The organism is Rhodococcus sp. AQ5-07 (assembly GCF_009707305.1).
Classification (GTDB): Bacteria; Actinomycetota; Actinomycetes; order Mycobacteriales; family Mycobacteriaceae; genus Rhodococcus_F; species Rhodococcus_F erythropolis.
Genome location: NZ_CP046099.1, coordinates 4,553,285 through 4,579,200 on the forward strand (window position 1 = coordinate 4,553,285; position 25,916 = coordinate 4,579,200).

Consider the following 25,916-nt stretch of genomic DNA (forward strand, 5'->3'; position numbering starts at 1 on the left):
GAAAGCCCTTGGAAAGCAGGACGATCAACTCTTTGCGGTACCGGACAATCCGAGCGCAGTCGGCAGTATGTGATCGACCAGCATGTCGACGATGCGTTCAGCTTCGTCGGGATCGAGGACGGTCGCGAACCGGACGGTCGAACCGGCGATGTGATTGCAGGTGAAGACAAGCTGATCGACGTCGTACTGCATGGACTCCGGCACGACACCCCGGATCACGTCAGCGATGAGAGCACTGGTCTGACGCGTGTTCTCCACATCGATCCGAGCGAGATCGGGGTTTGCGACGGCGGCTGACCACACCGCCGCGTACGTGGTGTCGTCGCGGAAGATCTGCCAGTAACCGCGGACCACGGAACTGATGACTTCGCGAGCGTCTTGCACCGTCCCGGCGGGAGCAATCGATTCGATGAGCCTGGCACGCACCAGAGTTTCGTATCGCTCGAGCAGCGTCTGCACGATGGCGGTCTTTCCCGGAAAGTACCGGTAAATCGACGGGAGCCGAAGGTCTGCTGCCGATGCCAGTTCACTCATGGTCATGGCGTCGATTCCGTCGCGCGCGATGAGCTCTGCCGCACAGTCCAAGATGGCCTCGACGCGCGCCTTGCTGCGCTGCTGTTCCGGGAGGCGACGGGAGGGAACGGCGTCGGGCGTCATCGTGCAGTCTCCGTCATGGATACGAGAATATACGGCCTTCACCGCTTGACATGACAGAGTGTCACGTTCACCATATGTGAAAGGTTCTCACGTATCGGTTCGATTGTTCGCCGGTGCGCTGACGATCCACTTCGATTAGTTCGGCCTGACATCGCCGACGACCCAATCAAGTTGACACACAAGAGGAGTCAAGACGTGTTGGAAAACGGTGTGCCAATCGACCAGGTACTGGCGGAGCTTGCCGAACGGCATCGAATGGATGATCCGTACGCAGATCGCCCGGGCATGGTCAACATGTACAACACTGGTCTCGACACCGTCGAGAAGGTCGCAACGGACGCCTTCGGAATGTACATCCATGTGAATCCCCTTTACTCGTCGACGTTTCCGAGTGTTTATGCGTTGGAGAAGGAGTTGGTCCGCGCCGCGAACGACATGCTGCACGCACCCAACGACGCCACCGGCAGCTGGACCATGGGTGGCAGCGAAAGCATCATGATGGCCACGAAGGCTGCCCGAGACGGGGCGAAGAACATCACGCGGCCGAACATGGTGCTTCCGATCTCGGCCCATGCGGCATGGTGGAAGGCAGCGCACTACCTCGGCGTCGAAGCTCGAACCACGACGGTGGATCCGGAGACGTACAAGGCCGACGTCGCTGCAATCAAAGCGGCCGTCGACGAGAACACGATCTTCGTGGTTCTGTCGGCCCCCCAGTACGGCCAGGGCGTGATCGATCCGATCGAAGAGATCGGTAAGTTCTGCCTGGAACAGGGGATTCGCCTGAACGTCGATGCCTGCATCGGCGGTTGGGTTCTTCCGTTCGCTGAACGCCAAGGATGCGAAATTCCGCTGTGGGACTTCAGAGTTCCCGGCGTCAGCTCGATCACCGTCGACCTGCAGAAGTACGGGTACACGAACAAGGGATGCTCGCTCGTTCTGTATCGCACTCGCGAACTGCGTCTTCCGCAGTTCTTCGCACACGCGAATTGGACTGGCTACCCGATCGTCAACTCCACGGTAATGAGTTCGAAACCAGGCGGGTTGCTCGCCGCAGCATGGTCGATCGTCAAACACATCGGTGACGACGGCTACATGCATCTCGTCGAGGAGGGTCTGCGGATTCGCCGGGAACTGGAAGCGGGGGTCGCCGCGATACCCGGGCTGCGAATCATGGGGAAGCCCGAATCCACACTCGCTGCAATCACCACCGATCCAGACGCGGACGAGGGCGTCGACTTCTTCCTCTGGATCGACGAACTCGCGAAGCGGAACTGGACCATGCAGCCGCAGTTGACGCAGCCCGGCGTTCCTCCGAGCATCCATTTCACGATCGCGAAACAGCACGGTAGTTACATGGCCGAGTTCATCGAGGTCATGCGAGAGGCCTTGGACGCAGCGCGCCTTCGTGATCCCTTGATTCCGGCGGAGCGCCTCGCCGAGATTCACGCCCTTCCGGCGGACACGACCTTCGCCGACATCGTGCCCATCGTGATGGAGAGCTTCGAGGACGGGAAGCCGTCGACGAAGACTCACCTCGTGCTCGACGCCTTGCCGATGCCGCTGAGAGAGATGGCGATGCTCGCGTACTTCGACGCACTCACGTGAGCCGGCGATCAGTTTCGATCGACGAGACAACAACTCGGTCATACCGCGACTTCAAAGACCTCCTGTTCACTCGAAGGAGATCGTTGGTGGATCCGGACAGAGCGGATGAGAACGAGCCTGACTATCGATTCACTCTGGCGAACGAGCGAACTTTTCTTGCCTGGATCAGGACTGCATTCGGCCTTCTGGCAGGTGGCGTGGCGATCGATCAACTGATTGCACCGTCACCGGCCAGGACCGCAATCTCGATTGCATGTCTGTCGATGGCGACAGTGCTCGCGACCGGCGCCTATACCCGTTGGCGCCGTGTGCAACGCGCGATGCGGCAAGACAAGCCGCTGCCGAAGTCCGCGCTGATGCCGGCAATCGCTTGCGCCAGTGGGATGATCGCTGTTATCGCGATGCTGTCGATGGCTCTGCCATGAACGGCGTCACAGCTCGCGATCCCGGACTTCAACTGGAGCGCACGGCATTGTCCTGGCGGCGAACTGCTTTGGCATCTACATCCATCGCCGCTCTGTTCATCCACCAGGCCGCGAAGGAAGGATGGAAGGCATCTGCGATCGTCCCTCTCCTGGCCACCTTCACCTTGCTCGGGACGGCGTGCGCTGCATTCATACGGGACCGAACATTGCGGAGTGGATGCGTAAGACTTTCTCGATCAACGGCATTCGCGGTTTCTTGCGCAACCGCAGCTACGGCGGTCGGCACAGCGGCAATACGCATTGTCGGCACGTAGACGGACCGCTGCCGTCGGAGGCCGTCTACGTCCGAGGGTTCGGATGCTCATTCGGATACGGCAGGACCTTCTCGAGGGCGAGCCCTATCGCAAAGGCCGTGTGGTCGTCGTACGGCCGCGTAACTATCTGTGTACCGGTGGGGATTCCGTTCCGAGCGAAACCGGTGGGGATTGTCAGCACCGGGCAGCTGCTCAGGATGTTGAAGGTGATGGCCAGGACAGCCTCGAGGTAGAACTCCAATTCTGTTCCAGCCACATTGATTCCGTGCCCGACGTAGTCGTCGCCGGCAAGAAAGCCCTCCGTCACCACTGCCGGAGTGATCAACGCGTCATACGTGTCGAACAGGGATCCGATCGACGAATAAAGTTCGGCTTCGATCGCGAGTCCGTCCAGGAAAGTCGCGTCACCACGGGTGCGGCGTGCCCATCGCGCGAATTCCTTCGCGTACTCCGTGACCTTGTCGGGGTGCGCGGACGCTTCGGCGGAGATCGATGCACCGAACACGTGATCGTAGTGAATGGCGGCCGCACGCATGATTGCAGCGCGTGACAGGTCGACTTCGATGATCTCCGCGCGTGCGCCCAGCGCAGTGAGGGTGTCCACCAACTTGGCGGTGTTGGCGGCAACGTCCGGATCAACCGGCCAGTCACCCAACGCGGGGATCACGGCGATACGCATTCCTGTCAACGAATGCGTTGCGAGGCCGGGCAGCGGCGATGCCGGCACATGCGAGGCAATGTCAGTGGAGGTCGGTCCCGCGATGACCGACTGCATTGTGAGGCAGTCACTTACGGTGCGAGCCATCGGACCGCAGTGGCAGTAGCGATCGAGATTGAAGGGCGGATCGACGGGGACACGGCCGTGCGGTGGCTTGAACCCGACAATTCCGTTGAGTGACGACGGAGTTCGGATCGATCCTGCAACATCGGAACCGGTAGCCAAGTGCGTCATACCGGTGGCAAGTGCGACTGCCGATCCGCCGGAAGACCCGCCGGAGGAGTATTTCGTGTTCCACGGATTGCGAGCGACGCCCCACAACTCGGACTGTGTGAACGCGGCCGAGGAGAATTCCGGGGCCGTCGATCGCGCGTGGACGATGGCACCGGCGTCGACGATCCGCTGCACGAAAGTCGAAGTGTGGGTGGCGATCAAGTCCTCATAGACCTTGGACCCTTGAGTCCACGGTTGGCCTTGTACCGGTTCATCCTCTTTCACCACAACGGGAACACCGGCGAGCGGAAGGCTGACATCCGAACCGCGGACGTAGTGGCGTTCCGCTGACTTCGCTTGCGCCCGTGCCGCATCGAAGAAAGTGTGTCCCACTGCATTCAAGGTCGGGTTGAGCGCCTCGATACGTTCGATGGTGGACTCGAGTACCTCCACCGGAGACAGCGATTTGTCCCGGTAGCGTTCGAGCATCTCGGTCACATCCATGAAGGTTGAAACGGGTGTCTGGCGCATATCTGTTGTCCTGCCTCTATGAAGGTTTTGTGTAGGCGGCTAGGTTGTCAGTTCGTGCTTTGCCACGACGGGATTGCGGAATGTGGCGAGCAGCATTGCGAGAGTGGCGATTCCCGCGGCTATCCAGAAGACCGTTTCGGAACCGGAGTGGTCATGAATGCGTCCACCCGCGAACGCGCCGAGGGCGATGCTTGCATTGAAGACTGCAACCCACAGAGCCGCAGCGGCCTCTCGGTGAACGGGAGCTGCTTGTGCGATCCATGTTTGAGTACTCACCGATACACCACCGTAGAAGAGGCCCCAAGCCGCCATGAGCAGAGCAGCTGTGATCAAGGTGGTAGCCGAGATCGGGAACAGGGCAAGGGTGATCGCTACTCCCGCGCTGAGGATGACGACCACAGTCTTCGGAGACTTGGTGGCAGATGGCCCGGCTATGAAGTTGCCGACAACGCCCAGAACCCCGTAGATCAAGAGCATCGTGCCGATCTGCGCAGGGTGCAATCCTGCGAAGAACTCCAGCCCCGGACGCACATAGGTGTACGCCGCGAAATGAGCGGTGACGATGAGCGCGGTAATCGCGATTCCGACCCGGACTCCCGGGTTCCGAAAAGCCACCGCGAGACTCCCGAGCGACAAAGCTTGATCAGCTGGCATCACGGGTAGGACAGCGAACATGGCGAGCGCGATCAGCGTCGCGGCGCAGCTGAGAGTCCAGAATGCCACGCTCCACCCGGCCGCTGCTCCGATATACGTCCCCGCAGGGACACCGAGAACTGAGGCAACCGCGATTCCGCTGAAGATGATCGTGGTCGCCAACCCGACGGATCTGGAACCCACCAATTTGGGTGCCAGGCTAGCGGCGAGTGCCCAGACTCCGCCCATGCTCACACCGAGTAGGACGCGAGCACCAGCGAGGACAGCGAAGCTTGGTGCGAGAGCCGTGAGGGCGTTCGCCGCTGCGACTACAAACATCAGGACGATAAGCGTCGACCGACGATCGAAGCGCCGGGTCACGATGGGCACGAACGGGGCAGTGGCCGCTGCCACCAATCCGGTAATGGCCAGTGAGAGCCCGATGGTCCCTTCGCTTTCCACCAGGTCAGCACCGATCGGGGTGAGTAGCCCGACCGGCATCATCTCTGCCGCGACAACGATGAAGGTGGACGCTGCGATCAGGGCGACCGCAGCCCAGTGGTTCTCGATGGTGTGTGCGTGGGTTGAGGACGTGGGCGCGGGGCTGTTCTGCCCGGGCGCGGAATGTGGCATGTAACCAGAGAAGCTCCCGCACGCCCAAGTATCAACGGCGATTCGCTCATCCAACCATTAGCTCAATTCATCGATGAGCCATGATGGAGTGGTCGAATGAGTCGAGGGTCGGAGTGAAAATGTCGGAGCCTCCGATGCGTGAGATCGAGTGTTTCCTCGTTCTCGCTGAAGAACTGCACTTCGGTCGCACCGGCGAACGACTGTTCATCTCCCAGGGCCGAGTCAGTCAGCTGATCAGCGGGTTGGAGCGTCGTATCGGCACCAGCCTGGTGGCGCGCACCAGTCGCCGCGTACACCTGACTGAATTCGGCGCCGAATTTCTTGCGTCGTTGGCTCCCGCGCATCGTGCGCTTGTCGGAGTAATCGAGGACGCTCAGTCACGAGCACGCAACATGCCGACGCCGCTTCGGGTGGGTTTCCAAGGAGCAATTTACGATTCGATCGCGGCTGCTGTCTCTCGCTTCGAGATACAACATCCGCAAACTTGCGTGACCATCAAAGAATTACCCCTGGGTGATCCGTTCAGTGATGTACTCGCCGGGCGAATCGATGCGGCAGTGGCACTTCTCCCCGTAGATGAGCCCGAGCTGACAACCGGGCTCGTCTTTTCTCGACAGCCCCAGACCCTGGCCGTCTCAGTCCATCACCCGTTCAGTGAACTGGGCGTGATCGACGCCGAGCAGTTGGCGCAGATCTGTCTGGTACCCATCACCGGCCCCGCCCCCGACTATTGGCAGCGTGTGAATTCCCCGAGCACGACGCCGGGCGGAGCCACGATTCCCACGCAGGGTGGGGCGAGCACCGTTCAGGAAGGCCTGTCGCAGGTCGCATTCAGTCAGGTCGGCCTCATCCTGTGCGCAGCAACCGCTACATACAGCCAGCGCTCGGACATCACATTCGTACCGATCAACGGATTACCCGCATCTGCTTTGGGCCTCGTGTGGCGTACCGATCTCGAAAGCCCACGACTCCGCGCTTTCGCGAAGGCGATCGAGGAAGCACACTCCTGCCCCGCCTGACGGCGATCAGCCAAGTCGCGGAAGGACTCCGGGACGTGGGGATGCATCGTGTGTGGGATGATCGCGCCATGTCTGCGATCACCGACTACTTCACCGCGCGCACGGATGAGCACGCCACCTCCGCCCTCGAGGGGCTCGTCGACTTGGAACCAGCGGTGATGGAGGCGAACGATGCCTCTCGCCCGCGGATTCAGTTGGCTGCGGGTGGGACTCCAGTTCTGCAGGCGAAAGGCGTCGATCCGGTTGTCGCGCTCGGCCGACTGGAGGCAGCCCTCACCGCTCGCCCCTACGACGAGGTCGCAAAAGGTCCACGCTGCGGGAAACTCGTCGCAATGAGCGACGACGGCGACACCCTCGTGCTCACGGTTACCGACGAATTACGCGATGCCCTAGCGGAATTGAACGCTGAAGGTGTCGCCGCCACTGCGGCGGCCTGGGCGATCGACGAGACGAGTGAACCGTCGGAGGACTCAGTGCCGTTCCTGACCGCCTTCGCCGAACTAGCGACCAGAGCTGTTGCTCAGGGCGCACGGATGTACGGCTACGTCGTCATCTGAGCTTCGCGACTCCGCCGACCTGATTGGAAGGCTGTTCGTCTTCGACAACTCCAGATCTGACCGTCACCCCGGGATCTGCAGGGCCAGATCGTTGCGGTCGAAGTCGGAGAACTGCTGGGTGTCAGTGCAGTATCCGCAGCTCGCTCCGAAGAACTCGGTGCGAGCGTTCGGATCGTCGAGTAGCCAGTACCGCAGCCACGCCGTGCTCGGCCCGCGCATATCGCCGCCGTTGATCGCCGTACCGAAGTGCGTGGCGCCGCGCAGTTCCAGATACTCGGCCGGTACGTGGTCGGCGTCCTCGTACATCGCCCGCACGATCGCCGGCCAAACGATTGCGTCGGCCTGGCCGGCCAGATAGAGAACCGGCTCGTCGATGAGATCGACATCATTGAGCGGGCCAGGCTGGATCGCGACGGCAGTGTCGACGCGGTCGTCGATCGCCGCATTGATCGCCGCAGACCCACCCTGCGAGTGCCCCACCGCACCAATGTGTTCCAGGTCGACTTTGCCGTAGAAGACGCTCGACGGGCTGGCCGCCTTGTCCGCGATGAGGTCGATTCCCGACCGCATGGTGATGGCGAAGTTGCTTGCCGGTGTATTGGCGGCGACCACGATGAATCCGTGGCTGGCGTAGTGGCGCAACAAGGAGGTGTACGCACCTGGGAGCACACCGGTCCCGTTCCCCCAGATCACAACAGGGTGCTTCTCGCCGCGCGCGCCGAGCTGGCGCGGGTAGTACAGAGTGTGCACCAGCCCGATCGAGACGTTCGGCGTGTACGGCCCTGCACTCGCCCAATCGTGCCCGACGCTCGGGATGCCGGGCGCATCGGCAGCCGCTGTTCCGGTTGCGCCCGTGAGTCCTAGCGTCGCGCACAACGCAACCGCCGCTGCAGCATTCACGAAATGTTTCAGAGACTTTCGCATGAAAGTCAACCTTTCGAAGTTGATCCGGAGTGACGTGTATTACATATTCACCGGAAGGCAACCCGTCGGCTTTGTTCGAGGAAACGGACTATCCCAGAAGTGTTGTGTCTGTAGACAAAAATCATCGTTCTCGGCGAATGACCGGCCGACGCAAACACCCAGGGTCCCACGGCGTGGTGGCAGTTCGAGTATCTCGCCCACAGTGCAGCCGCGTTCGGATGCTCGCTCAGCACTGGAGAGTTCGAGGAGACAGCACCGACCCCTTCGTATGCGAAATACGCGAAGGCATCGCGATGCTGTGACCTCATCACGAAGGCGTGGTCGATTCGCGGTTCGATCGAACGCAGATGGCGATAGACATCGAAAGTTTCGAACCGCGGTGCGACGACCAAGCCGATACGCATGAGGTCGTCGCCGATGAATACCCCGCCCACCGGTGACGGGGTGCCGGGCAGTGGTCCGGAAGGCGCACCATGCGCGTCCCGGGAACGCCGGTGGGCGGCGACTCCATTATTGCCACGTCAGCGGTGCCGGCCATGACGGTGATACACGTACATCGAAGTTGGAGATACTCATGGCCAAGTCGAAAGCACGGGCCGCAACGACCGTCGCGGCTCTTTCCCTGGCAACTCTTGCCGCTGCGCCTACCGCGTGCGGGTGCCGCCGTTTATGCGACTGAGTGTCCTCGGTTTCGTCGGTCGAGATGGGGAAAATCCGGGTGCTGACCGCGGGGTGAATTCGCGGGAACTTTCCGCTCGCTGTGCGCATCCGACTAGTCGTCGGCGTGTGTTCTTGTTACGAAGCTCGGATCTCGCGGCTCACAGCCTCGAGGTAGCCGTTGATAGCTCGGTGATTCTTCGTGAGGCATTCGATCTTCTCGGCCATTCGGTCACGTTCGTGTTCGAGGGTCGCGATCATCTCTGGGGTGACGTAGGGCATGTGAATCGCCTGTGAACTGTTCAGGCAGGGCAGGATCTGCTTGATGATCCGGGTGGGCAGACCGACATCGAGCAGGCCCCGGACTTGCAGTACGCGGTCGACAACGTAGCCCTCGTAATCTCGGTACCCGTTCGGGAGCCGGTCGGAATGGATCAGCTCCTGCTCTTCGTAGTAGCGGAGCAGGCGCACCGGCGTATCCGTGCGCTGCGAGAGCTCGCCGATCCTCATCGCCACTCCTCTTCTATCTGGCCCGCGCTACGGCCGAACTTGACCCTCACATTAATGTCATACATCGATGATAAGGATATGACACGAATCGATACCCCACCATCTCCTTCTGTCGCTGACACCCGATTCCCTCTCGCGGGCCTGCTGGCTCTGGCTGCCACAGGCTTCATCACGCTCCTGACGGAGACCATGCCTGCCGGAATGCTGCCGCAGATGAGTCACGACCTCGGAGTAAGTGAGTCGGCGGCGGGGCAGGGCATCACCGTCTTCGCGATCGGAGCGATTCTCGCGGCAGTTCCGCTCACACGAGCCACAATCGGCTGGCAACGCAAGCACCTGCTGCTGTTCGCGATCTCAGGGTTCGCCGTCGCCAACACGGTCACAGCACTTTCCAGCAATTTTTCACTCACACTGGCAGCACGATTCCTAGGCGGGATCGTCGGCGGCCTGCTGTGGGCGCTTCTGGCCGGGTACGCGAGGCGGATGGTTTCCCCGCATCAGCGCGGCAAGGCCATGGCTATCGCGATGGCCGGCGGGACCGTTGCTCTTTCCGTCGGAGTTCCTGCCGTAGCGTTCCTGGCGAAAGTCGTGGAGTGGCGATTCGCTTTCGGGATCATGACACTGGCGTCACTCGCACTGATCGTGTGGGTCATCGCAGCCGTTCCGAACTTCCCCGGCCAGCACTCGGACGCCCGGCTCCCGCTGGCGAGCACGTTCCGCCTGCCCGGTGTCGCTCCGATCCTCGTCGTGACGTTGACGTTCGTGTTCGCACACAACATCCTCTTCACCTACATTGCGCCCTTCCTCGCCCCGCTCGACATGACCGGTGATGTCGATTCGGTGCTACTCACCTTCGGCCTGATCTCGCTGGTGAGCATTTGGATCACCGGTGTCCTCATCGATCAGCACCTGCGCACGCTCATGATCCTGGCCTGCGCATTCCTGGCCGCGGCTGCCCTTGTCCTGAGCGTATTCTCAGGCATCCCTGTTCTCGTGTATGTCAGCGCGGCACTGTGGGGACTCGCATTCGGCGGGACCTCAACTCTGCTGCAGACTGCGATCGCTGATGCCGCAGGTGCCGCGGGCGACGTCGCACAAGCACTCCTCACAACGTGCTGGAACATCGGGATCGCCGCGGGCGGGATTACTGGCGGCATCGCCCTCAGCGCAGTGGGAACCCCAGCCCTGAGCTGGATCACAGTCGTGCTCGTGACCCCAGCACTCGTGATCGTCATAGGAGCACGTCGACACGGGTTTCCCAGACGTGCACTCAAAAACGACACGATGCCTGAACTCGGCCATCCGACAACATAAGTTCGATAAGAACCGTGTGGAGGTGCACGCGGTCGAGGCGTCGCGCCGGTATCTCGCTCTCATGGGCGGACGTGACCGTGTCGTCCGGGAAGCGAAAACCGTTGCCGGGCAAGGTGACCATCAGCGGTCGGCAGAACTTCTGCGGCACGTGTCCGGGTCGATCCTGACGACTTCGAGGCGCGAGAGCTCAAAGCCGAGGAACTTCGCCAGATCGGATATCGCACCCCCAATAGCAACTGGCGCAACTGGTATCTCACCGCCGCCCGCGAGTTGGACGGCACCATCGACTACTCCCTCGCCATTGACATCAACGCCCCCGATCAGATCGGAGCCCTCCCCGCCGCCGCGCTACTAGAGGGATTGCGATTCCGGATCGACCCGAACAAGAACGAAGGAACCACCGCCTCAGCGGGATTCGTGGTCACCGACACGGACGAGAGCATCGGACTCACCATCCGCAACGGAGTCGTCGAAACGAACACGACCATCCCGAACGACGCAGACTTCGTGGCCGAACTCCCCAAACTCGTCGTCATGGGCATGCTGTTCGAAGACAGCACCGCGGTCCTTACCAAAGCCTTCGACAGCGGCAGTGGGAAACTCCCACGCGGATCACTCGATGACGCCGCCCGATTCTTCGCGTATTTCGATCCCAAGGACACCGGCCACGTCCACCTCAGCGACCGCTGAACACCCGCACTGTCCGAGTCCCCGAAACGATCGACTTCGCCGTCAGCGGTACGGAATAACTCTGCGGGGGTGTTCGTTGTAGAGGCTGCCGGTGTTCGGATCTTTGCCCCGGGTACCACCGAAAGAAATGCCGCTTCGAGCGGCCACCTGCCGAGAGGCGCAGTCGGGGCGGCCCATCAGACTTACATGTGAAGACTTACATGTGAAGACTTACATGCGACGTCTGTCCGAGAGGCCGAATCCGATACTGCCCACGGACCCAGGGCGTCAAACATTATGTGGCTCGCGGACTGCGGTGCTGAACATTGTGAGCTGACCTTGCGTTCGATCTGGCCGGGAATCCGTGATGACATCTGGTGCGTCGACTCACAATGAGGTCGACACAGTCGTTCCGACAGCATCGAACTTCGGTTGCCACCAATCCACAGAAATCCGCAATCCTCTCGAAAAACTCTGGCATGGCCAACCACTACGCAAAACCCGGTGCACTCTCGAACCGCAGTTTGAGTGAGAACCGTCGGACCGCGCGCCGGTGGTAGGGCGGTTGGACCGTCAGTCCTCATGATGCTTGTCGTCAGCACGAGCCTGGAATTCCGAGAACTGTTCGTCGAGGTTTTCGACCTTCTCGTCCGACATCCCCGTGACGTGGTCGGCGAAAGCTGTCCCGGCGACTGTGCCGCCGGTCCCGGGCACCGTGACCGTCTCTCTCGATCCAGGCTCGTATCTTTTGTCCATCTCGTCCGCGAGTTCTTTCGCCCCGTCAGCGGTGTCGGGACTTGTTTCGGATCCAGTCGTACCCTCTTGGCCGGCATCAACGTGCCCGGAACTTTCCACGTTCACTGGTATCCCACTCTCTGCATCGACACCGACCGGTCGTCGCTTCAGGCAACCTGCCGACACTCGAACGGGTTGCTCGGCAGCCTGTTTCGTCGACATATCAGTTGCGGGGTCACGACGCATTGGAGGTACCCCGTCCGCCGCACGGCGAATCCGGAATGTTGGTCCGCGGTATCCAACGACCTACACGCGCGGTGGTACAGGGACTGCGAGAGCCTCGCGGACGGATCAGGCCGCCCCACCATGAAATCGGCCCTCGCCACCCTTGGCCCAATTACTCGTCGATGCGGTTCGACATCCGCAGCGAAGTTGCGGTGGTTACTAACGGTAGGTCGGGGTAGCCCGCGTATCGGCGGTGGCTCCGCGGTCCGCGGAGCACTCGTCGAGCACAAGCTGAACATCATGTAAAGCACGCACCGACGAAGGGACGACCCCGATATGAGCAACTCCGAAACCACGTCCGCCTTGATCAACCAGCTGCGCATCATCCTCGGTCTGACACATGCCGAGATCCAGGTCGCCGAAACACGCGTCGCTCAGGCCAGAACCGAAGCGGTTCGACGCGAACTCACGGAAAACGCAGAGAACGGTCGAGAAAGGGCCAGTTCCATCGAGTCCACGATTCGCGATCTGGGTGGCGTTCCGGAATCGGTCGGTCCGTTCCTCGGACGAGCGACAGCAGGAGTGAAAGCGATGGTCGAACAGGCCCAGCCCTTCGACGAAGCTGTACTGGGAGACCTTGCGCTCGAACATCAACTCCTCGACCGCTCCCGCTACCTCAAGGCCCTGGCCACTGCCGGCGGCGATCAGACCGTCGCGGCGTTGGCCGACCGCCTCATCACTGCACACTCCGCGACTGTGGACTGGCTGACCACCGTCCTTGCCGAGGAGGCACTCGGGGGGCCGGCAGCTTTGCGTCGCACTCCCTTCCAAGCGGCCACCGGAGCAGCCATTCGACTGGTCAACGTTCCGGTCTCCTGGTCCACCCGCAGTCTCGACCGTGCCATCGACGCTGTTCGCACGTCGCCGCCGGTATTGGGTGAGCTGATCAGCTGGGGCGCATATGCCGGTGACGTGACTGTGAAAACACTGTCGGCCAGTAGGGATGCGGCCATCGCCACGGCTGAGAAAGTCACTCGCCGAGAAGGTGCCGACGGTGCCGCGGATGTCTTCCGTTCGGTACGGAAGTCGAGTGGGTTACTCGACCCCGCTGAACTTCCCATCGAAGACTTCGACGAACTCAACGTCACCCAGGCCGTCTCCGCGGTGAAGGAACTGGCCGACGCCGCACAGGTACGAGACATCGTTGCGTACGAGGAAGCGCACAAGAACCGACACGGCGTCGTATCCGCTGCACAGGCAAGACTTGCGGCGATCGCCCAGGAAGTCGTCGGAATTAACTGACCTTCGTATCCGCCTGAGGAGGGCGAGAGAAAACAGCCTCTGCATTGCTTCGTGTCCCGAAGAACCGAGCAAGGCCAGACCGCCCCGAACACAACTACAAAGCACTCCCGAAATCGGCGATACGCGTTCATCACGACAGGTTCCGGGCATACGGGGCGGGGGCTGACCACGCATCAAAGTCAGCCCCCGCCGCCGTTTCTGCAGTTTAGGGCTGTCAGCGCAAACTCACCATGGAAGAACGCGCCTGTCTGCTCGAAATCTACGAGACGCGGCAGTTTCTGAATCGAAACACATTGCAAGAATACGGGTTTGAAGCAATCGCCGTTGTACGCGAACATCGATCTTGCTGGGCGCAGCGGCAGTCGTAATCCCGCACGAACTCGACCGGCAGCTGACAGCATCTCGACACCGGCAATTCCCGTTCCGCCCCAACCACTTGGGGTTGGCAACCGCCGTTGTTCCTGCTCCGATGCTGCCTTGTTCGCGACCGAGACACTCCTCGAAAAAATCTGGCACTCTCAGTTGCAGAGTGCTAATTCGTCTGGTTATCATGTTCTCGCACAGTGAGTTCGGTCGACCGCCACAGTGGCGGGGACCTTTCGTTTCACGACATGGGAGGTGCGTTGCTGTGCTTCGTTTCGATCCTTTCACCGACATCGACGCGATCACCAAGTCCGTCCTCGCCGCGGGAACCGGCAACGGACGCAGTCCACGGTTCATGCCGATGGACCTCTACAAGGTCGAGGACCAGTACGTCCTGCACGCCGATCTTCCCGGCGTCGATCCCGGCTCGGTGGACGTTCACATCGACGGCTCGACTCTGACGTTGACCGCGCATCGCGCCGCCCTCTCCGAAGAGGGTGTGAGCTGGCTGGCGAGTGAGCGTTTCGCTGGAACATACAGACGGCAACTGTCGATCAGCGACGACATCGACGCCGAACAGATCGTCGCCTCGTACGACAACGGTGTGTTGACGGTGACCTTGCCGATCGCAGAGAAGGCGAAACCGCGGCGGATCGAGGTCTCCTCCGGACCGCCCTCACGTACCGAAACCATCGAAGCGACAACACAGGTCCAGGTCGAAGCCTGATCCTACTGGCCCGGACAAGCGTTCCACGGTGGGGTGAGTTCCGAAGACACGCGATGCGTGCTCGGGACTCACCCCACCGCCCTTTCGATCCCCTCTGCCGTTCGATCCCACTGCCGTTCGATCCCCTCTGCACCCGTATGGCCGATCGGCCCATCCACCACACGAAAGAATCAGCACGAGAACCCTTTAGCTGCCATGACTGCATCCACCATCCCCCCGCACGAACAATCCGACAACACCGACAACACCGAATCCCGCGCGCACACTCCACCCGATTGGTGGGATCACCACCGTCCGATCACCAGCGACGAATACAGCGACATGGCGCTGATGCTCGGTGCACTCTCGATCCTGACGTTCTGGATGTTCGGCCTCGGCATCCTCCTCGGTGCCGCCGCCATCGGAACCGCCCTGGCAGCGCGCCGACCCGACACCCCCGGACACGACCCCAGCGACAACACCGCCGGTATCGTCGGGATCCTCACCGGCATTGCCGGAATCGCCTTCGGCATCATCTTCCTCACCGCAGCACTACCCCACCTGTAGACGAAACCGAATTTTGCACTAGTGGAATCGAATTGGTGCTTGTAGCAGGATCTCACAAGATCTGAAATCCGTCCCACCTTCAGGCGATGGCGGCAGCAGCTATCCCCGCGCCATATCGACGAACTTCGAGAGGTGAAGCTGGTGCGCCACAGTGATTGTCGCGGTTGGGCCGTTACGGTGCTTACCCAGAATCAGGTCGGCTTCACCGCCACGCGGATCGTCTCGCTCGGTCGCGTCGGGGCGGTACAGCAGAATCACCATGTCGGCGTCCTGCTCGAGCGATCCGGACTCACGAAGGTCGGCGACCTGGGGACGCTTGTCGGTTCGCTGCTCGGGACCACGGTTGAGCTGACAGATCGCGACAACCGGAACTTCGAGCTCCTTCGCCAAAAGCTTTAGGCTACGGGAGAATTCGGAGACTTCCTGCTGACGGGACTCGACCTTTTTACCCGAGCTCATCAGCTGGAGGTAGTCGATGACGATCAGGCGAATGTCGTGTTTCTGCTTGAGCCGCCGCGCTTTTGCGCGAATTTCCATCATGGTGAGGTTGGGGGAGTCGTCGATGAATAGCGGCGCCTCGCTGATCTCACTCATGCGACGCGCGAGCTTGGTCCAGTCGTCGTCGGTCATCTTGCCGGAGCGCATGTCGCCGAGCTTGATCTTTGCCTCCGCAGACAGCAGACGCATGACGATTTCGGTTTTGCTCATTTCCAACGAGAACATGACGCTGGCCATGCCGTGTGTGATGGAGCAGGAACGCAAAAAATCCATTCCAAGGGTCGATTTGCCCACACCAGGTCTAGCCGCGACGATAATCATCTGACCAGCGTGAAGGCCGTTGGTGATCTCGTCGAGATCCTTGAATCCGGTGGGCACACCGAGGGAAATTCCGCCGCGGCTGGCGATGGAGTCGATCTCGTCCATCGTGGGCTGGAGGAGCTCGGTGAGGGGTACGAAGTCTTCGGTCGTTCGACGCTCGGTGACCTCGAAGATCTCGGCCTGCGCGCGGTCGACAACCTCGGCCACGTCCTGGCCCTCGGTGCCGGCGTAGCCGTACTGGACGATGCGCGTACCGGCGTCGACCAGACGACGCAGCACGGACTTCTCGGCCACGATCTCGGCATAGAAGGCGGCGTTGGCGGCTGTGGGCACTGTCTGGGTCAGCGTCACCAGGTAGGCAGCACCACCGATACGGCGGAGCTCACCTCGACGGTCGAGCTCGGCGGAGACCGTCACCGGGTCGGCGGGCTCGCCACGGCTGTAGAGGTCCAGGATCACGTCGTAGACGGACTGGTGGGCGGGCCGGTAGAAGTCACCCGGACGCAGTACCTCGAGGACGTCAGCGATGGCGTCCTTGCTCAGCAGCATGCCGCCGAGCACCGACTGCTCGGCAGTCATGTCCTGAGGTGGCTGGCGTCCGAACTCCTGGTCGGGCTCGGCCTCGGGAGGGCCCGGGTAGTCCGGCCCCGAGAAGTCGGAAGGTCCTCGATCATCTACAACAGCCACAAGCGAGACCTTCCCGTAAAACACTCGACGACACTGCCAGAAACCGCAGCGCCCTCATCATTTGTACCTGCCCCCACCGACATCCCCTAGCCGCATTCGGCCGGGCTGTAGATAGACGCCGAGATGACGTTAGGGACTAGTAGGTCCGCATACAAACCGGACTGTGGATAAACCTGTGGATGCTTTGTGGAAACTCCCGCCCCACGGTGTGCACCGCCTGTGGAGCATTTGGGGACTACTTTGCCTAGCAACCACAAAAGACCAGGTAGATGGCTATCCACAATTTCACAGGCCTGTTGATGAAAATAGTTTTTCCACAGTCGGCGCGTCGGCGTGTCGGGCGTGTTGCCTCGCCCGATTCGTCACTGATCACCAAGTCGAACATCACAGTGTGAGAGTTATCCCCAGGTCCGATTCGGGACGCTGTCAGGCGGCACACCGCACCCCGAAACAAAACGTCGGGCCCCACACACCGAAGTGTGCGGGGCCCGACGAGACGAACAGTCGACTATGCGCCGACGACGTTCAGGTTGAACTTGGCAACCACATCGGGGTGCAGGTTCACGACCACGGCGTGCTTGCCCGTGTTCTTGATGTGAGCCTTCGGCAACACGATGGAGCGCTTGTCGACAATCGGTCCACCGGCAGCCTTGATCGCAGCAGCGACGTCAGCGACGGTAACCGAACCGAAGAGCTTGCCCGAGCCACCGGCGGTCTTGACCGTCAGCGTTACGGACTCGAGGCCCTCGATAGCTGCCTTGAGCTCCTTGGCGTGATCCAGGCCGCGCACAGCGCGCGCTTCCTGTGCACGACGGATGCCCTCGACCTGCTTCTCGGCGCCACGGGTGGCGACGATTGCCAGTCCGCGGGGGAGCAGGTAGTTACGGCCGTAGCCGTCCTTGACCTCCACGGTGTCGCCAGGCGCACCGAGGTTGTCCACGTCAGCGGTGAGGATGAGCTTCATGTTCTTTCCTCCCTTTCCTTAGCGAGCCACGGTGGCGTAAGGCAGCAGTGCTACCTCACGTGAGTTCTTGACGGCAATGGCAACGTCGCGCTGGTGCTGGACGCAATTGCCGGTGACACGGCGAGCACGGATCTTTCCGCGATCGCTGACGTACTTACGAAGCAACGTCGTGTCCTTGTAGTTGATCTGCGTGTTCTTCTCTTTGCAGAAGGTGCAGACCTTCTTCTTCATAACCTTGTCGCGCAAGGGCGGCTTCGGCATGTCTTTGCTCTTTTCTGGATGTTCCTGATCAGGTACGGATCAGAAGGGCGGTTCGTCGCTGCCCGCACCACCGAAGGAGCCCGAAGCCTGAGGCGCACTGCCCCAAGGATCGTCTCCACCCGAAGGTGCAGCGCTCGGACGTCCGCCACCCGATCCGCCGGAGGAACCGCCGAAGTTGCCGCCTCCACCGCCGCCACCACGGTTGGCCTTGTTGACCTTTGCCGTGGCGTACTTCAGTGAAGGACCGATTTCATCGACTTCGAGCTCGACGACAGTTCGCTTTTCGCCCTCGCGAGTTTCGTACGAACGCTGCTTGAGCCGGCCGCTCACGATTACTCGTGAACCACGGGTCAAGCTCTCCGCGACGTTCTCGGCTGCTTCGCGCCAGATGTTGCAACGCATGAACAGCGCATCGCCGTCTTTCCATTCATTGGAATTACGGTCGAAGGTGCGGGGCGTGGAAGCAACCGTGAAGTTTGCAACCGCGGCACCCGCCGGGGTGAAACGAAGTTCAGGATCAGCCGTCAGGTTTCCGATGACGGTGATGATGGTGTCGCCAGCCATGTGGTTCCTCCTGCATTGATGTAAGACCGTTGGGCGCGAGAGTAGAGCTCGCTACCGACAGTAATTACTTGTTGTGGCGCAGAACCTTCGTGCGCAGAACCGACTCGTTCAGACCGAGCTGACGATCGAGCTCAGCGACGGTGGCGGGAGTGGCGTTGATGTCGATCACCGCGTAGATACCTTCAGCATGCTTCAGGATCTCGTAGGCGAGACGACGCTTACCCCAGACATCGACCTTGTCGATCGTGCCGCCGTGCTGGCGCACAACATTGAGGAACGTATCCAGTGAAGGAGCGACAGTGCGCTCGTCCAGGCTGGGGTCAAGGATGACCATCAATTCGTAATGACGCATAAGACCTCATCACCTCCTGTGGACTAAGTGAAAACGGCCACGGACTATCCGTGGCAGGAGGGTCGTTGCGTCAGCAACCCTCGTAGGTTACACGAGGGGCCTTGACCAGGGAAATCGTCCCGGCCCTCCGGGAAGACCACCAGATCGATGCGCGACGCGTGGTGCAGACGCATCACCCCGCGAGCCACTGCGCCCCCTAGGGTGAGAATCATGCGAACAGACCGCAAGACCCCGGCGTCGATCCTGGCGTTGGTCGTCGGATTGTGCGGGCTGACGATGGCGCTGGGCTATTTCAACAAGGCCAGATGCGGCGGTGCACCGTTCGCGCCCGACGGCCGAAGCCTGAACTTCGACGTCAACAAGAACATCGACGTCTGCTACTCCGACATTCAGCTGCTCTGGCTCGGACGAGGCATCGATCAGCATCTGTTCCCCTTCGTCACCGGCGGCATAACGCCCGAAGGATTCCTGACCGGCGGAACCGTCGAATACCCGGTGCTCAGCGGAATTCTGATGTGGCTGGGCGGTATCGGCTCACACACCGACACCGATTTCCTTCTGCACTCGGCCCTGATCCTGGCTCCTTTCGGACTGCTCACGGCGTGGATGCTCGGCAAGATGAGCGGCGCGTACGCGCTCGTGTGGTCGGCGACTCCGCCTCTGGTTCTGTACGCATTCCACAACTGGGAGCTCCCGGTGGTGGCCACCAGCGTCGGCGCGATCTTCCTGATGACGTTCGAGCGGATCCCGCTGCGAACTCGCGCGGTTCTGGCGGCCGTCATCCTGGCGATCGGTTTCTGTTTGAAGCTGTACCCGGGAATGTTCGTGCTGCCGCTCATGGCCTACGTGCTCCTACGCGGCACCGAAGGCAAGCGCTACGACGTTCGTGGGGCGCTGATGACGGCGGGCGCGGCGATCGTCACCGTCGTCCTCGTCAACCTGCCGTTCGCCCTCATCTCGTACGAAGGCTGGCGCGCGTCGTTCAGCTTCCAGGAGAAGCGAAGCGCCGACATCACCACCAACTCGGTGTGGTTCTGGGGTTTGCGCCCGTTCTACGGTTTCGGAGTTCGCGAACTCAACGCCGACTACGACGCACTGGTGAGCATCCTGTCTCCGGTCATGATCCTGGTCTCGTTCGCGCTCGCGATGTATCTGGGTTGGCGCCGCTACGTCCGTGACGGCTACTTTCCGTGGATTGCAGTCAGTGCCGCGATGTTGTGCGGATTCGTGTTGCTGCACAAGGTCAATTCACCGCAGTACACACTGTGGATCCTGCCGTTCCTCGTACTGTTCAAGATCCGGTGGTTCTGGATCGTCGCCTATCTGATCGCCGACGCAGCGTTGGGTATCGGCATCTTCCGGTACTTCTACCAACTGGACATGAATCTCGATCCGAGCAAGTACGAGGCCGTCGTCCAGGCGAGCGTGTGGGGCCACGTCATCCTGCTCGCCCTGTTCTTCTTCCTGTTCCTGCGAGTCCCGTTGCGGTATCCGCTTGCCGGTGGGACCGATCAGATTGCCAACTCCGACAACAACCTTCCGACTCACTCACGGGAGCACGCCTGATGACTGCATCATGGTTCGAATCACCGACGCTGACCGGTGATCGTGTCCGACTCGAACCCCTGGGCGTCGCGCACACCGACGCTCTGCTCGCTGCTGCCGACGACCCGGCGATCTTTCGTTGGACCGCAGCGCCCATCACCGATCGGGAACAGGCACAGAGGTACATCTCTGCAGCCCTCGACGACCCGAATCGGATCGCCTTCGCGCAGGTGAACATCGCGACGAACGCCGTGGTCGGCACTACGTCCATGTACCAGATCGACCCGGTAAACCGCAGTCTTGCAATCGGATACACGTGGTTGTCGCGATCTGTTCAGGGAACCGGGATCAATCCCGAATCGAAACTGCTCCTGCTTCGTCACGCCTTCGACCAGCTCGAGGCCGTGCGCGTCGAGTGGCACACGGACGAGTTCAACGAACAGTCCAGGGCAGCGATCGCAAAGCTCGGCGCTCAGTTCGAGGGCCTGCTGCGCAAGCACCGGCGCCGCGCCGACGGCAGTTGGCGTACAACAGCGCTGTTCGCGATGACCGACGACGATTGGCCGACCATCGCACCTCAGCTCGAGACACGTACCCGAAACTAGCCATCACCTGCACTCTTCGGCCAAGTCCATGCCAAGATTCACCTCATGAGCGATCAGGGTGGGTACGGGTACCAGGGCAATCAGAATTGGCAACCGGCTCCGTACGGGCAGCCCGATCCGTACGGCAGGCGCCCGACGAACACACTCGCGGTGCTCGCCCTCGTCTTCGCGTTCCTCATCGCGCCGTTGGGGATCGTCTTCGGGCACATCGCTCGCGGCCAGATCAAACGGACCGGCGAAGAAGGCGACGGACTCGCCCTTGCCGGACTGATCATCGGCTACATCTTCACCGCACTCGGCATCCTGGCCGTGATCGTGTGGATCGCGTTCTTCGGGCTGCTTGCCGCCGCTTTCGGCAACGCCGCCGATGAAGCGAGTTCGCGGAGTTTCACCTACACGACGCCGTACTCGTACTCCACGACCACGACTCGGGCGCCGAGTGCACCCACCACAGCGCCGAGAACGACGACGCCACCACGCGTCACAACCTCGATCGGTCCAGCGCCGACCGTCTCTGGCACCGACCGTCAGGGTTTCATCTCCGGCGGCCCCAGTTGCAACTCCACCAATCCTGCCGTCGCCATCGCCGTCACGACCGGATCACGAATCGTCATCTGCGAAACGGGAGTCGGCCGCTACTACTACAAGGGTCAACGGCTGAGCGACGGCGCCACCATCGAACTCGACGATCCGACGCCCACCGGCAACGGATTCACCGTCACCAACAAGGACGTGACGTACCAGCTTACCTCCGCCGGACTGGTGATCACCGGCAGCGGAGGCGAGCTGGGTCGGGAACCGGCGCTCGAGTTCTGGATGAACTGAAGCGCGTCAGCCGGCGCACGGATCCTGATAGGGAACACCGGGCAGGTAACGCTCCCATTCGGCTTCCGTGATGGGAGATCCTGCGGTGCGGCACAATCGATCAACGACGCTGTCGGGGTCGATTCCCCACAAGCGAACGGTCTTGTCCGACCCGCTGCCCGCGATCATGTCACTCTCGCCGGCGAACTGAGCGTCGTTGACGCGACCCGGGTAGGCGGACAGCGTCGCAAATCGTGTTGACCGCGAGGGGGTCTCGATATCCCAGAGCCAGACGGTTCCGTCGCCGACACCGGCAGCGAGCCGATCACCGGCGCGGTTGAACGAGATCGAATAGATTGCGCCCTCGGGACCGAGAAGACGAGCGAGCTCCTCGGGTGCCGACGGTGTGCGTACGTCCCACACGGCGACCCTGTGATCCGCACTTCCGGCGGCCAACAACGTCCCGTCGGCGCTGAAAGACACTGCTAGTGCGTAACTTTCGAATCCACCCACCGTCGCCGCCACCCGGGGCGACGCTGGGTTCGACACATCCCACAGATCCACTTCGTTCTTGGCGTTCGCGATCGCCAGGATGTCGGCGCCCGGTTGAAATGCCATCATCTGCGGGTAAGAGCCGACATCGGTCGACGACAGCAGCTTCGGTTCCGATGGATCGGAAACGTCGACCAACGCAATGCTGTTGTCGTCCTGCGAGGACACCGCCACCAGATCTCCGGCGGGATTCAACGCGACGACCGCCACGATGCCCTTCACGTACACCGCGGGTTCGCTGTAGATCCGTGGCGACGCCGGATCACTCAGGTCCCAAAGATATGCACCGCCGCCGCCGGTGCCGCTCACAGCCAGGTTCCCGTCTGCCGACACCGCCGACGCACCGCTGAAAGAGTCGTCCCCTTGCGGTTTCAACTCCGGCATCACCGCGGGGCGATCGAGATCCTCGGTGTTCCACGCCAACATCGCGCCACCCCTGGCCCCGACGCCGGCCACCAGACGCGAGCCGTCCGCGGCAAAGGGACTGGTGAAAATCGTGTCCCGAGGTCCCGCCCAGACCGGACCCGGTAGAGCCCACACGCGAGTCACACCGTTGAGTCCTCCGGTGACCAGGTTGCGGCCGTCGTCGCTGTAGTCGACGGTGGTCACCGCCCCACTGTCCGGAAGTGTTTCGATCAACGCCCCGGTTCGTGGGTCCCACACGCGCACGGAGTTGTCGGAACTTCCTGCGGCAAGACGTGTTCCGTCTTTGCCGTAGTTGAGTTCGTTGACGTAGCTGGAAAATCCCGTCAGTGCCGGCAGGGGAGTGGGGCGCGCCGGATCGCTCATGTCCCACCGAACCACCTCCCTGCCAGTGGTTCCCGCCGCAAGCTCGCGTCCGTCCGGACTGAAGGCGACACCGAGGTAGTGGACGGTGGTGCCGTTCGGCTCGGTCGCGAAGATCGGCGCCGATTCCTCACCCCACTTCGCGACGTCCCACACACGAAGTGTCGATTGACGCCCGCCTGCCACGAGGAAACGTCCGTCAGGACTGAACGTCGCGGTGACGATGCCGTCAGCTGGGTGCGGAAGAGCAGGCAAAGCAACGGCATTCGCGGAAACGTCGATGTTCCATCGCAGGACGTCGGGCGTCGAGGTACCGGCGACCAGCTTGGTTCCGTCTGGACTGAACTCCATGTCCTGCACTACGCGTTCACCGTCGACGGGAAGAGTTCCACGGACCGGATTCTCGGGATCCGACACGTCCCACAGCGCAGCGCCGCCGGCGCCACCGGTCGCAAGCAGCCGTCCGTCCGGGCTGTAGGCGACGGCAAAGAGCGCCGTGCCCTCCGAGACTCCGAGGAACTCCGCCTGCGGAACAGCTGAGGCCACACCGTCCACCATCGGATAAAGTCTGACCTTCCCATCCGAACCACCCACCGCCACAACAGTTCCGGCTGGGTTTATCCGGGCCTTCATCGCGCCGGGCGGTCCGATGATGCGAGTAGCCGAATGAACGCCCGACGCATCCAGCAATGCCGAGCGGGCTTCGGTTGTTTCGTTGACCGCAAATGCCGCCAGAGCAAGCTGCGACGCCAGCGACGGATCCCGCTCGCGCATCCTGATCGACTCGGTGGCCACCTGACGCGACATCGCCTCGTCTCGCGCGGTATCTGCTTGGACACGTTGACGATTGGCTCCGATACCGGCGACGGTCGCAACCACCGCCAACACCAGAGCGATCACCGACGCAGCTGCCAACGCAGTCACGAGCCGTCGCAGAACGCGTGTACGTCGGCGATCGGCAAATTCCTGCTGATCACGATGCTCGATGCTCGCAGCGAGGTACTCCCGCTCGGTGGCGTTGAGGTCGGCGGCGCGGGTCCGACTCGGTTCCAGTGGGAGACCGAGTTCACCCGAGTTCAGCCATTCTTCCGTCAGGTGAAGACGTGCGGGTCCGAGCAGCGCGCCGGGGTCGCGTCCACTGTCTTCCCACACCTGCGCCGCGTAGGTGAACCGGCGATGCACCGCCAGGCCGGCGCGGTCCGAGTCGATCCAATCGCGAAGCCGACTCCACGCTGACAGTAAGACCTCGTGCGAAACCTCGACCGTCTCTTCGTCGACGGTGAGAAGGCGCCGTAAGGCGAACCGGTCGATGACGGTGTTCACGTCGTCGACGTCGTCACCGAGGAAGAGTTCGGTGCGCGGTGCACGCCGACGCGTCTGCGTCACTTCGTCGACGTTGACCAATCGGAGGAAGATCCTGCGCGCCAACTGCTGCTGCCGCTCTGTGAGCTCGCCGTACACTTCCTCCGCGCTTTGCTGGACGGCTCCGGCAATCCCGTCGGTGGCGTAGTAATCCGAGACGGTCAGAGTTTTACGCGTCGACCGTTGCCAGGTCCCCAACAGTGCGTGTGACAGCAAGGGCAAAGCTCCGGGGTCGCTCGCCGTACGCGAGCCGCGTGGTGTCAGCTCGGAGACCAGAACCTGAACCAATTCGCTCTGCACGGTCATCCCGGCCTTGACCGCCGGCTCGACGATCACCTCGCGCAATTGTTCGTCGGTCAGTGGCCCGACCACCATCGGCGAATCGTCGAGCAGCGGCACCAAAAGCGGTTCCTCCGCCGCGAGACCGTAGAAGTCGGCGCGCATTCCGATGACGGCGATGGTGTTCTCACCGAGTTCCGCGAGAGTCCGCAGTATTTCCTCGCGCCGATCACCGTCGCACTGCGTCCACAGTTCCTCGAACTGGTCGAGGATCAAGACGGTTGGTTCGTCGGAAATCGACGACGGAATTCCTCCCGTACCCGGCTGCAGGATTTCCACCCGCCAGCCGTCGAACCGTGAATCGCCCTCGGCAACCTTGGGGGCGAGTCCCGCCCGCAGCAACGACGACTTACCCGATCCGGAAGCACCGATCACCATGAACTGACTGCGGCCGACACCTCGTATCGCCGACGCCACCCGCTCGACCAAGTTGGCAGTGAGTTCGTCTCGACCGAAGAACCACTCGGCGTCCTCTTGTCGGAAAGATTCGAGACCTCGATACGGAACGGTGGCGTCGCCGCGTCGTCTGGCCGTCAGCTGCCTCACTCGTTGCACCGCACCGATCCAGCGCTGCCGCTCATCCTCGGAGTCGACACCGCAGGCCTCGAGGAGCGCAAAAAACATCGGGGTACTCGCCGGCGTCGGCAGGTGTTGGCCGGCGAACCATCCGCTGACGGTTCCGTGCAAACCACCCGAACGCTCGACGGCTTCGCGGACCGTCAGTCCGGCTGCCTTCCGCAACGCCGTGAGCGCCTCAGCAAACTGTCCACGCGACTCGATCTGGCCCGGATCGACCTGATTGTGCCTACCGGCTTCCGCCTTCGAGTTCATAGCGAGGCACTCTATCGGAGCAGGTAGGAGATTTGTCCGTTGTATGGACTCTGTATCGAGAGAGTTGCGTCCGTTCCACTGAGACGCCTAGATCGAAATACTCGTTCTCAGTCGCGCCCCATCTCAGCAGCCCTTCTGCAAATACGGCAGTCGACGCCCATTCCC

The 25,916-nt window shown here is 61.7% G+C and carries 25 protein-coding genes and 1 pseudogene; 14 read left to right on the forward strand and 12 right to left on the reverse strand.

What is annotated here, in order from left to right; genetic code table 11:
• Positions 1 to 24: 24 nt before the first annotated feature.
• Positions 25 to 657 (reverse strand): TetR/AcrR family transcriptional regulator, encoded by a 633-nt coding sequence (locus GJB56_RS21280; RefSeq protein ID WP_113682810.1) that lies wholly within the window; start codon positions 655 to 657, stop codon positions 25 to 27.
• 195 nt (positions 658 to 852) lie between these two features.
• Here GJB56_RS21280 and GJB56_RS21285 point away from each other — a divergent pair, with 195 nt between their 5' ends.
• The 3 genes from GJB56_RS21285 (at position 853) to GJB56_RS32110 (ending at position 3,004) form a co-directional block, all read left to right on the forward strand.
• Positions 853 to 2,265: a pyridoxal phosphate-dependent decarboxylase family protein gene (locus GJB56_RS21285; RefSeq protein WP_113682811.1), complete on the forward strand. Its 1,413-nt coding sequence runs from the start codon at positions 853 to 855 to the stop codon at positions 2,263 to 2,265.
• An 86-nt stretch (positions 2,266 to 2,351) separates the two neighbouring features.
• The gene (locus tag GJB56_RS21290) at positions 2,352 to 2,690 is read left to right on the forward strand and encodes a YidH family protein (protein WP_230091040.1); all 339 of its coding nucleotides are present in this window, start codon (positions 2,352 to 2,354) and stop codon (positions 2,688 to 2,690) included.
• Positions 2,687 to 3,004: a DUF202 domain-containing protein gene (locus tag GJB56_RS32110; RefSeq protein ID WP_113682813.1), complete on the forward strand. Its 318-nt coding sequence runs from the start codon at positions 2,687 to 2,689 to the stop codon at positions 3,002 to 3,004. The genes GJB56_RS21290 and GJB56_RS32110 overlap by 4 nt, the downstream gene beginning before the upstream one ends.
• A gap of 25 nt (positions 3,005 to 3,029) precedes the next feature.
• On the opposite strand, the gene GJB56_RS21300 is transcribed toward GJB56_RS32110, so the two are convergent.
• Positions 3,030 to 4,466, reverse strand: coding sequence for an amidase (locus GJB56_RS21300; protein ID WP_113682814.1), 1,437 nt, complete (start codon positions 4,464 to 4,466; stop codon positions 3,030 to 3,032).
• A 39-nt stretch (positions 4,467 to 4,505) separates the two neighbouring features.
• On the reverse strand, positions 4,506 to 5,732 hold the full coding sequence (locus tag GJB56_RS21305; protein WP_113682815.1) for an MFS transporter: 1,227 nt from the start codon (positions 5,730 to 5,732) through the stop codon (positions 4,506 to 4,508).
• A 119-nt stretch (positions 5,733 to 5,851) separates the two neighbouring features.
• On the opposite strand from GJB56_RS21305, the gene GJB56_RS21310 reads away from it, so the two are divergent.
• Together GJB56_RS21310 and GJB56_RS21315 are read left to right on the forward strand one after the other, a co-directional pair.
• Positions 5,852 to 6,751 carry a LysR family transcriptional regulator gene (locus GJB56_RS21310; protein WP_113682902.1) on the forward strand — a complete coding sequence of 300 codons (900 nt, stop codon included), beginning with the start codon at positions 5,852 to 5,854 and terminating at the stop codon, positions 6,749 to 6,751.
• A gap of 68 nt (positions 6,752 to 6,819) precedes the next feature.
• The gene (locus GJB56_RS21315; RefSeq protein WP_113682816.1) at positions 6,820 to 7,308 is read left to right on the forward strand and encodes a hypothetical protein; all 489 of its coding nucleotides are present in this window, start codon (positions 6,820 to 6,822) and stop codon (positions 7,306 to 7,308) included.
• A 63-nt stretch (positions 7,309 to 7,371) separates the two neighbouring features.
• Here the strand turns inward: GJB56_RS21315 and GJB56_RS21320 are convergent, their stop codons facing one another.
• Together GJB56_RS21320 and GJB56_RS21325 are read right to left on the reverse strand one after the other, a co-directional pair.
• Entirely contained in the window at positions 7,372 to 8,232 is an 861-nt protein-coding gene (locus GJB56_RS21320; RefSeq protein ID WP_113682817.1) for an alpha/beta hydrolase family protein, read from the reverse strand.
• A 795-nt stretch (positions 8,233 to 9,027) separates the two neighbouring features.
• Complete coding sequence (locus tag GJB56_RS21325) at positions 9,028 to 9,399, reverse strand: MerR family transcriptional regulator (protein ID WP_070386004.1); 372 nt, start codon at positions 9,397 to 9,399, stop codon at positions 9,028 to 9,030.
• A gap of 78 nt (positions 9,400 to 9,477) precedes the next feature.
• Between GJB56_RS21325 and GJB56_RS21330 the strand changes: the two genes are divergently transcribed.
• The 3 genes and pseudogenes from GJB56_RS21330 (at position 9,478) to GJB56_RS21340 (ending at position 11,403) form a co-directional block, all read left to right on the forward strand.
• Positions 9,478 to 10,713 (forward strand): MFS transporter, encoded by a 1,236-nt coding sequence (locus GJB56_RS21330; protein WP_113682818.1) that lies wholly within the window; start codon positions 9,478 to 9,480, stop codon positions 10,711 to 10,713.
• A 61-nt stretch (positions 10,714 to 10,774) separates the two neighbouring features.
• Positions 10,775 to 10,929 (forward strand): annotated as a pseudogene (locus tag GJB56_RS32115) (alkyl sulfatase dimerization domain-containing protein); the annotation flags it as partial.
• 54 nt (positions 10,930 to 10,983) lie between these two features.
• Complete coding sequence (locus GJB56_RS21340; protein ID WP_162793412.1) at positions 10,984 to 11,403, forward strand: alkyl sulfatase C-terminal domain-containing protein; 420 nt, start codon at positions 10,984 to 10,986, stop codon at positions 11,401 to 11,403.
• A gap of 552 nt (positions 11,404 to 11,955) precedes the next feature.
• On the opposite strand, the gene GJB56_RS21345 is transcribed toward GJB56_RS21340, so the two are convergent.
• Complete coding sequence (locus tag GJB56_RS21345; protein ID WP_230091041.1) at positions 11,956 to 12,243, reverse strand: hypothetical protein; 288 nt, start codon at positions 12,241 to 12,243, stop codon at positions 11,956 to 11,958.
• A gap of 435 nt (positions 12,244 to 12,678) precedes the next feature.
• On the opposite strand from GJB56_RS21345, the gene GJB56_RS21350 reads away from it, so the two are divergent.
• From GJB56_RS21350 to GJB56_RS21360, 3 genes are all read left to right on the forward strand, one after another.
• Positions 12,679 to 13,644: a hypothetical protein gene (locus tag GJB56_RS21350; RefSeq protein ID WP_024488176.1), complete on the forward strand. Its 966-nt coding sequence runs from the start codon at positions 12,679 to 12,681 to the stop codon at positions 13,642 to 13,644.
• 628 nt (positions 13,645 to 14,272) lie between these two features.
• Positions 14,273 to 14,734, forward strand: a complete 462-nt coding sequence (locus GJB56_RS21355) for an Hsp20/alpha crystallin family protein (protein WP_113682821.1) — start codon at positions 14,273 to 14,275, stop codon at positions 14,732 to 14,734.
• A 195-nt stretch (positions 14,735 to 14,929) separates the two neighbouring features.
• Entirely contained in the window at positions 14,930 to 15,280 is a 351-nt protein-coding gene (locus GJB56_RS21360; RefSeq protein ID WP_113682822.1) for a hypothetical protein, read from the forward strand.
• 99 nt (positions 15,281 to 15,379) lie between these two features.
• On the opposite strand, the gene dnaB is transcribed toward GJB56_RS21360, so the two are convergent.
• From dnaB to rpsF, 5 genes are all read right to left on the reverse strand, one after another.
• Entirely contained in the window at positions 15,380 to 16,786 is a 1,407-nt protein-coding gene (gene dnaB / locus GJB56_RS21365; RefSeq protein ID WP_019746049.1) for a replicative DNA helicase, read from the reverse strand.
• Positions 16,787 to 17,294: 508 nt separating this feature from the next.
• Complete coding sequence (gene rplI, locus GJB56_RS21370) at positions 17,295 to 17,750, reverse strand: 50S ribosomal protein L9 (RefSeq protein ID WP_003941243.1); 456 nt, start codon at positions 17,748 to 17,750, stop codon at positions 17,295 to 17,297.
• 18 nt (positions 17,751 to 17,768) lie between these two features.
• Positions 17,769 to 18,011: a 30S ribosomal protein S18 gene (rpsR, locus tag GJB56_RS21375; RefSeq protein WP_003941245.1), complete on the reverse strand. Its 243-nt coding sequence runs from the start codon at positions 18,009 to 18,011 to the stop codon at positions 17,769 to 17,771.
• Between the two features lie 39 nt (positions 18,012 to 18,050).
• Positions 18,051 to 18,575, reverse strand: a complete 525-nt coding sequence (locus GJB56_RS21380; RefSeq protein ID WP_003941248.1) for a single-stranded DNA-binding protein — start codon at positions 18,573 to 18,575, stop codon at positions 18,051 to 18,053.
• A gap of 64 nt (positions 18,576 to 18,639) precedes the next feature.
• Complete coding sequence (rpsF, locus tag GJB56_RS21385; RefSeq protein WP_003941237.1) at positions 18,640 to 18,927, reverse strand: 30S ribosomal protein S6; 288 nt, start codon at positions 18,925 to 18,927, stop codon at positions 18,640 to 18,642.
• Between the two features lie 210 nt (positions 18,928 to 19,137).
• Between rpsF and GJB56_RS21390 the strand changes: the two genes are divergently transcribed.
• The 3 genes from GJB56_RS21390 to GJB56_RS21400 are packed head-to-tail and all read left to right on the forward strand — an operon-like array spanning position 19,138 to position 21,902.
• The gene (locus tag GJB56_RS21390; RefSeq protein WP_113682823.1) at positions 19,138 to 20,493 is read left to right on the forward strand and encodes a glycosyltransferase family 87 protein; all 1,356 of its coding nucleotides are present in this window, start codon (positions 19,138 to 19,140) and stop codon (positions 20,491 to 20,493) included.
• A complete protein-coding gene (locus GJB56_RS21395; protein ID WP_113682824.1) occupies positions 20,493 to 21,077 on the forward strand; it encodes a GNAT family N-acetyltransferase in 585 nt (194 codons plus the stop codon). Before GJB56_RS21390 ends, GJB56_RS21395 begins: the two co-directional genes overlap by 1 nt.
• 45 nt (positions 21,078 to 21,122) lie before the next feature.
• Positions 21,123 to 21,902 carry a DUF4190 domain-containing protein gene (locus GJB56_RS21400; RefSeq protein WP_113682825.1) on the forward strand — a complete coding sequence of 260 codons (780 nt, stop codon included), beginning with the start codon at positions 21,123 to 21,125 and terminating at the stop codon, positions 21,900 to 21,902.
• A gap of 6 nt (positions 21,903 to 21,908) precedes the next feature.
• On the opposite strand, the gene GJB56_RS21405 is transcribed toward GJB56_RS21400, so the two are convergent.
• Positions 21,909 to 25,751 (reverse strand): nSTAND1 domain-containing NTPase, encoded by a 3,843-nt coding sequence (locus GJB56_RS21405; protein ID WP_113682826.1) that lies wholly within the window; start codon positions 25,749 to 25,751, stop codon positions 21,909 to 21,911.
• Positions 25,752 to 25,916: the final 165 nt, after the last annotated feature.

What these genes read in the sequence shown, in the direction of transcription:
- GJB56_RS21310 (WP_113682902.1), top strand. Translation starts at nt 5,852, where the DNA reads ATGTCGGAGCCTCCGATGCGTGAGATCGAGTGTTTCCTCGTTCTCGCT.
- GJB56_RS21390 (WP_113682823.1), top strand. Translation starts at nt 19,138, where the DNA reads ATGCGAACAGACCGCAAGACCCCGGCGTCGATCCTGGCGTTGGTCGTC.
- rplI (WP_003941243.1), bottom strand. Translation starts at nt 17,750, where the DNA reads ATGAAGCTCATCCTCACCGCTGACGTGGACAACCTCGGTGCGCCTGGC.
- GJB56_RS21305 (WP_113682815.1), bottom strand. Translation starts at nt 5,732, where the DNA reads ATGCCACATTCCGCGCCCGGGCAGAACAGCCCCGCGCCCACGTCCTCA.
- GJB56_RS21330 (WP_113682818.1), top strand. Translation starts at nt 9,478, where the DNA reads ATGACACGAATCGATACCCCACCATCTCCTTCTGTCGCTGACACCCGA.
- GJB56_RS21360 (WP_113682822.1), top strand. Translation starts at nt 14,930, where the DNA reads ATGACTGCATCCACCATCCCCCCGCACGAACAATCCGACAACACCGAC.
- rpsR (WP_003941245.1), bottom strand. Translation starts at nt 18,011, where the DNA reads ATGCCGAAGCCGCCCTTGCGCGACAAGGTTATGAAGAAGAAGGTCTGC.
- GJB56_RS21400 (WP_113682825.1), top strand. Translation starts at nt 21,123, where the DNA reads ATGAGCGATCAGGGTGGGTACGGGTACCAGGGCAATCAGAATTGGCAA.
- GJB56_RS21380 (WP_003941248.1), bottom strand. Translation starts at nt 18,575, where the DNA reads ATGGCTGGCGACACCATCATCACCGTCATCGGAAACCTGACGGCTGAT.
- rpsF (WP_003941237.1), bottom strand. Translation starts at nt 18,927, where the DNA reads ATGCGTCATTACGAATTGATGGTCATCCTTGACCCCAGCCTGGACGAG.
- GJB56_RS21350 (WP_024488176.1), top strand. Translation starts at nt 12,679, where the DNA reads ATGAGCAACTCCGAAACCACGTCCGCCTTGATCAACCAGCTGCGCATC.
- GJB56_RS21325 (WP_070386004.1), bottom strand. Translation starts at nt 9,399, where the DNA reads ATGAGGATCGGCGAGCTCTCGCAGCGCACGGATACGCCGGTGCGCCTG.
- GJB56_RS21320 (WP_113682817.1), bottom strand. Translation starts at nt 8,232, where the DNA reads ATGCGAAAGTCTCTGAAACATTTCGTGAATGCTGCAGCGGCGGTTGCG.
- GJB56_RS21405 (WP_113682826.1), bottom strand. Translation starts at nt 25,751, where the DNA reads ATGAACTCGAAGGCGGAAGCCGGTAGGCACAATCAGGTCGATCCGGGC.
- GJB56_RS21300 (WP_113682814.1), bottom strand. Translation starts at nt 4,466, where the DNA reads ATGCGCCAGACACCCGTTTCAACCTTCATGGATGTGACCGAGATGCTC.
- GJB56_RS32110 (WP_113682813.1), top strand. Translation starts at nt 2,687, where the DNA reads ATGAACGGCGTCACAGCTCGCGATCCCGGACTTCAACTGGAGCGCACG.
- GJB56_RS21315 (WP_113682816.1), top strand. Translation starts at nt 6,820, where the DNA reads ATGTCTGCGATCACCGACTACTTCACCGCGCGCACGGATGAGCACGCC.
- GJB56_RS21280 (WP_113682810.1), bottom strand. Translation starts at nt 657, where the DNA reads ATGACGCCCGACGCCGTTCCCTCCCGTCGCCTCCCGGAACAGCAGCGC.
- GJB56_RS21395 (WP_113682824.1), top strand. Translation starts at nt 20,493, where the DNA reads ATGACTGCATCATGGTTCGAATCACCGACGCTGACCGGTGATCGTGTC.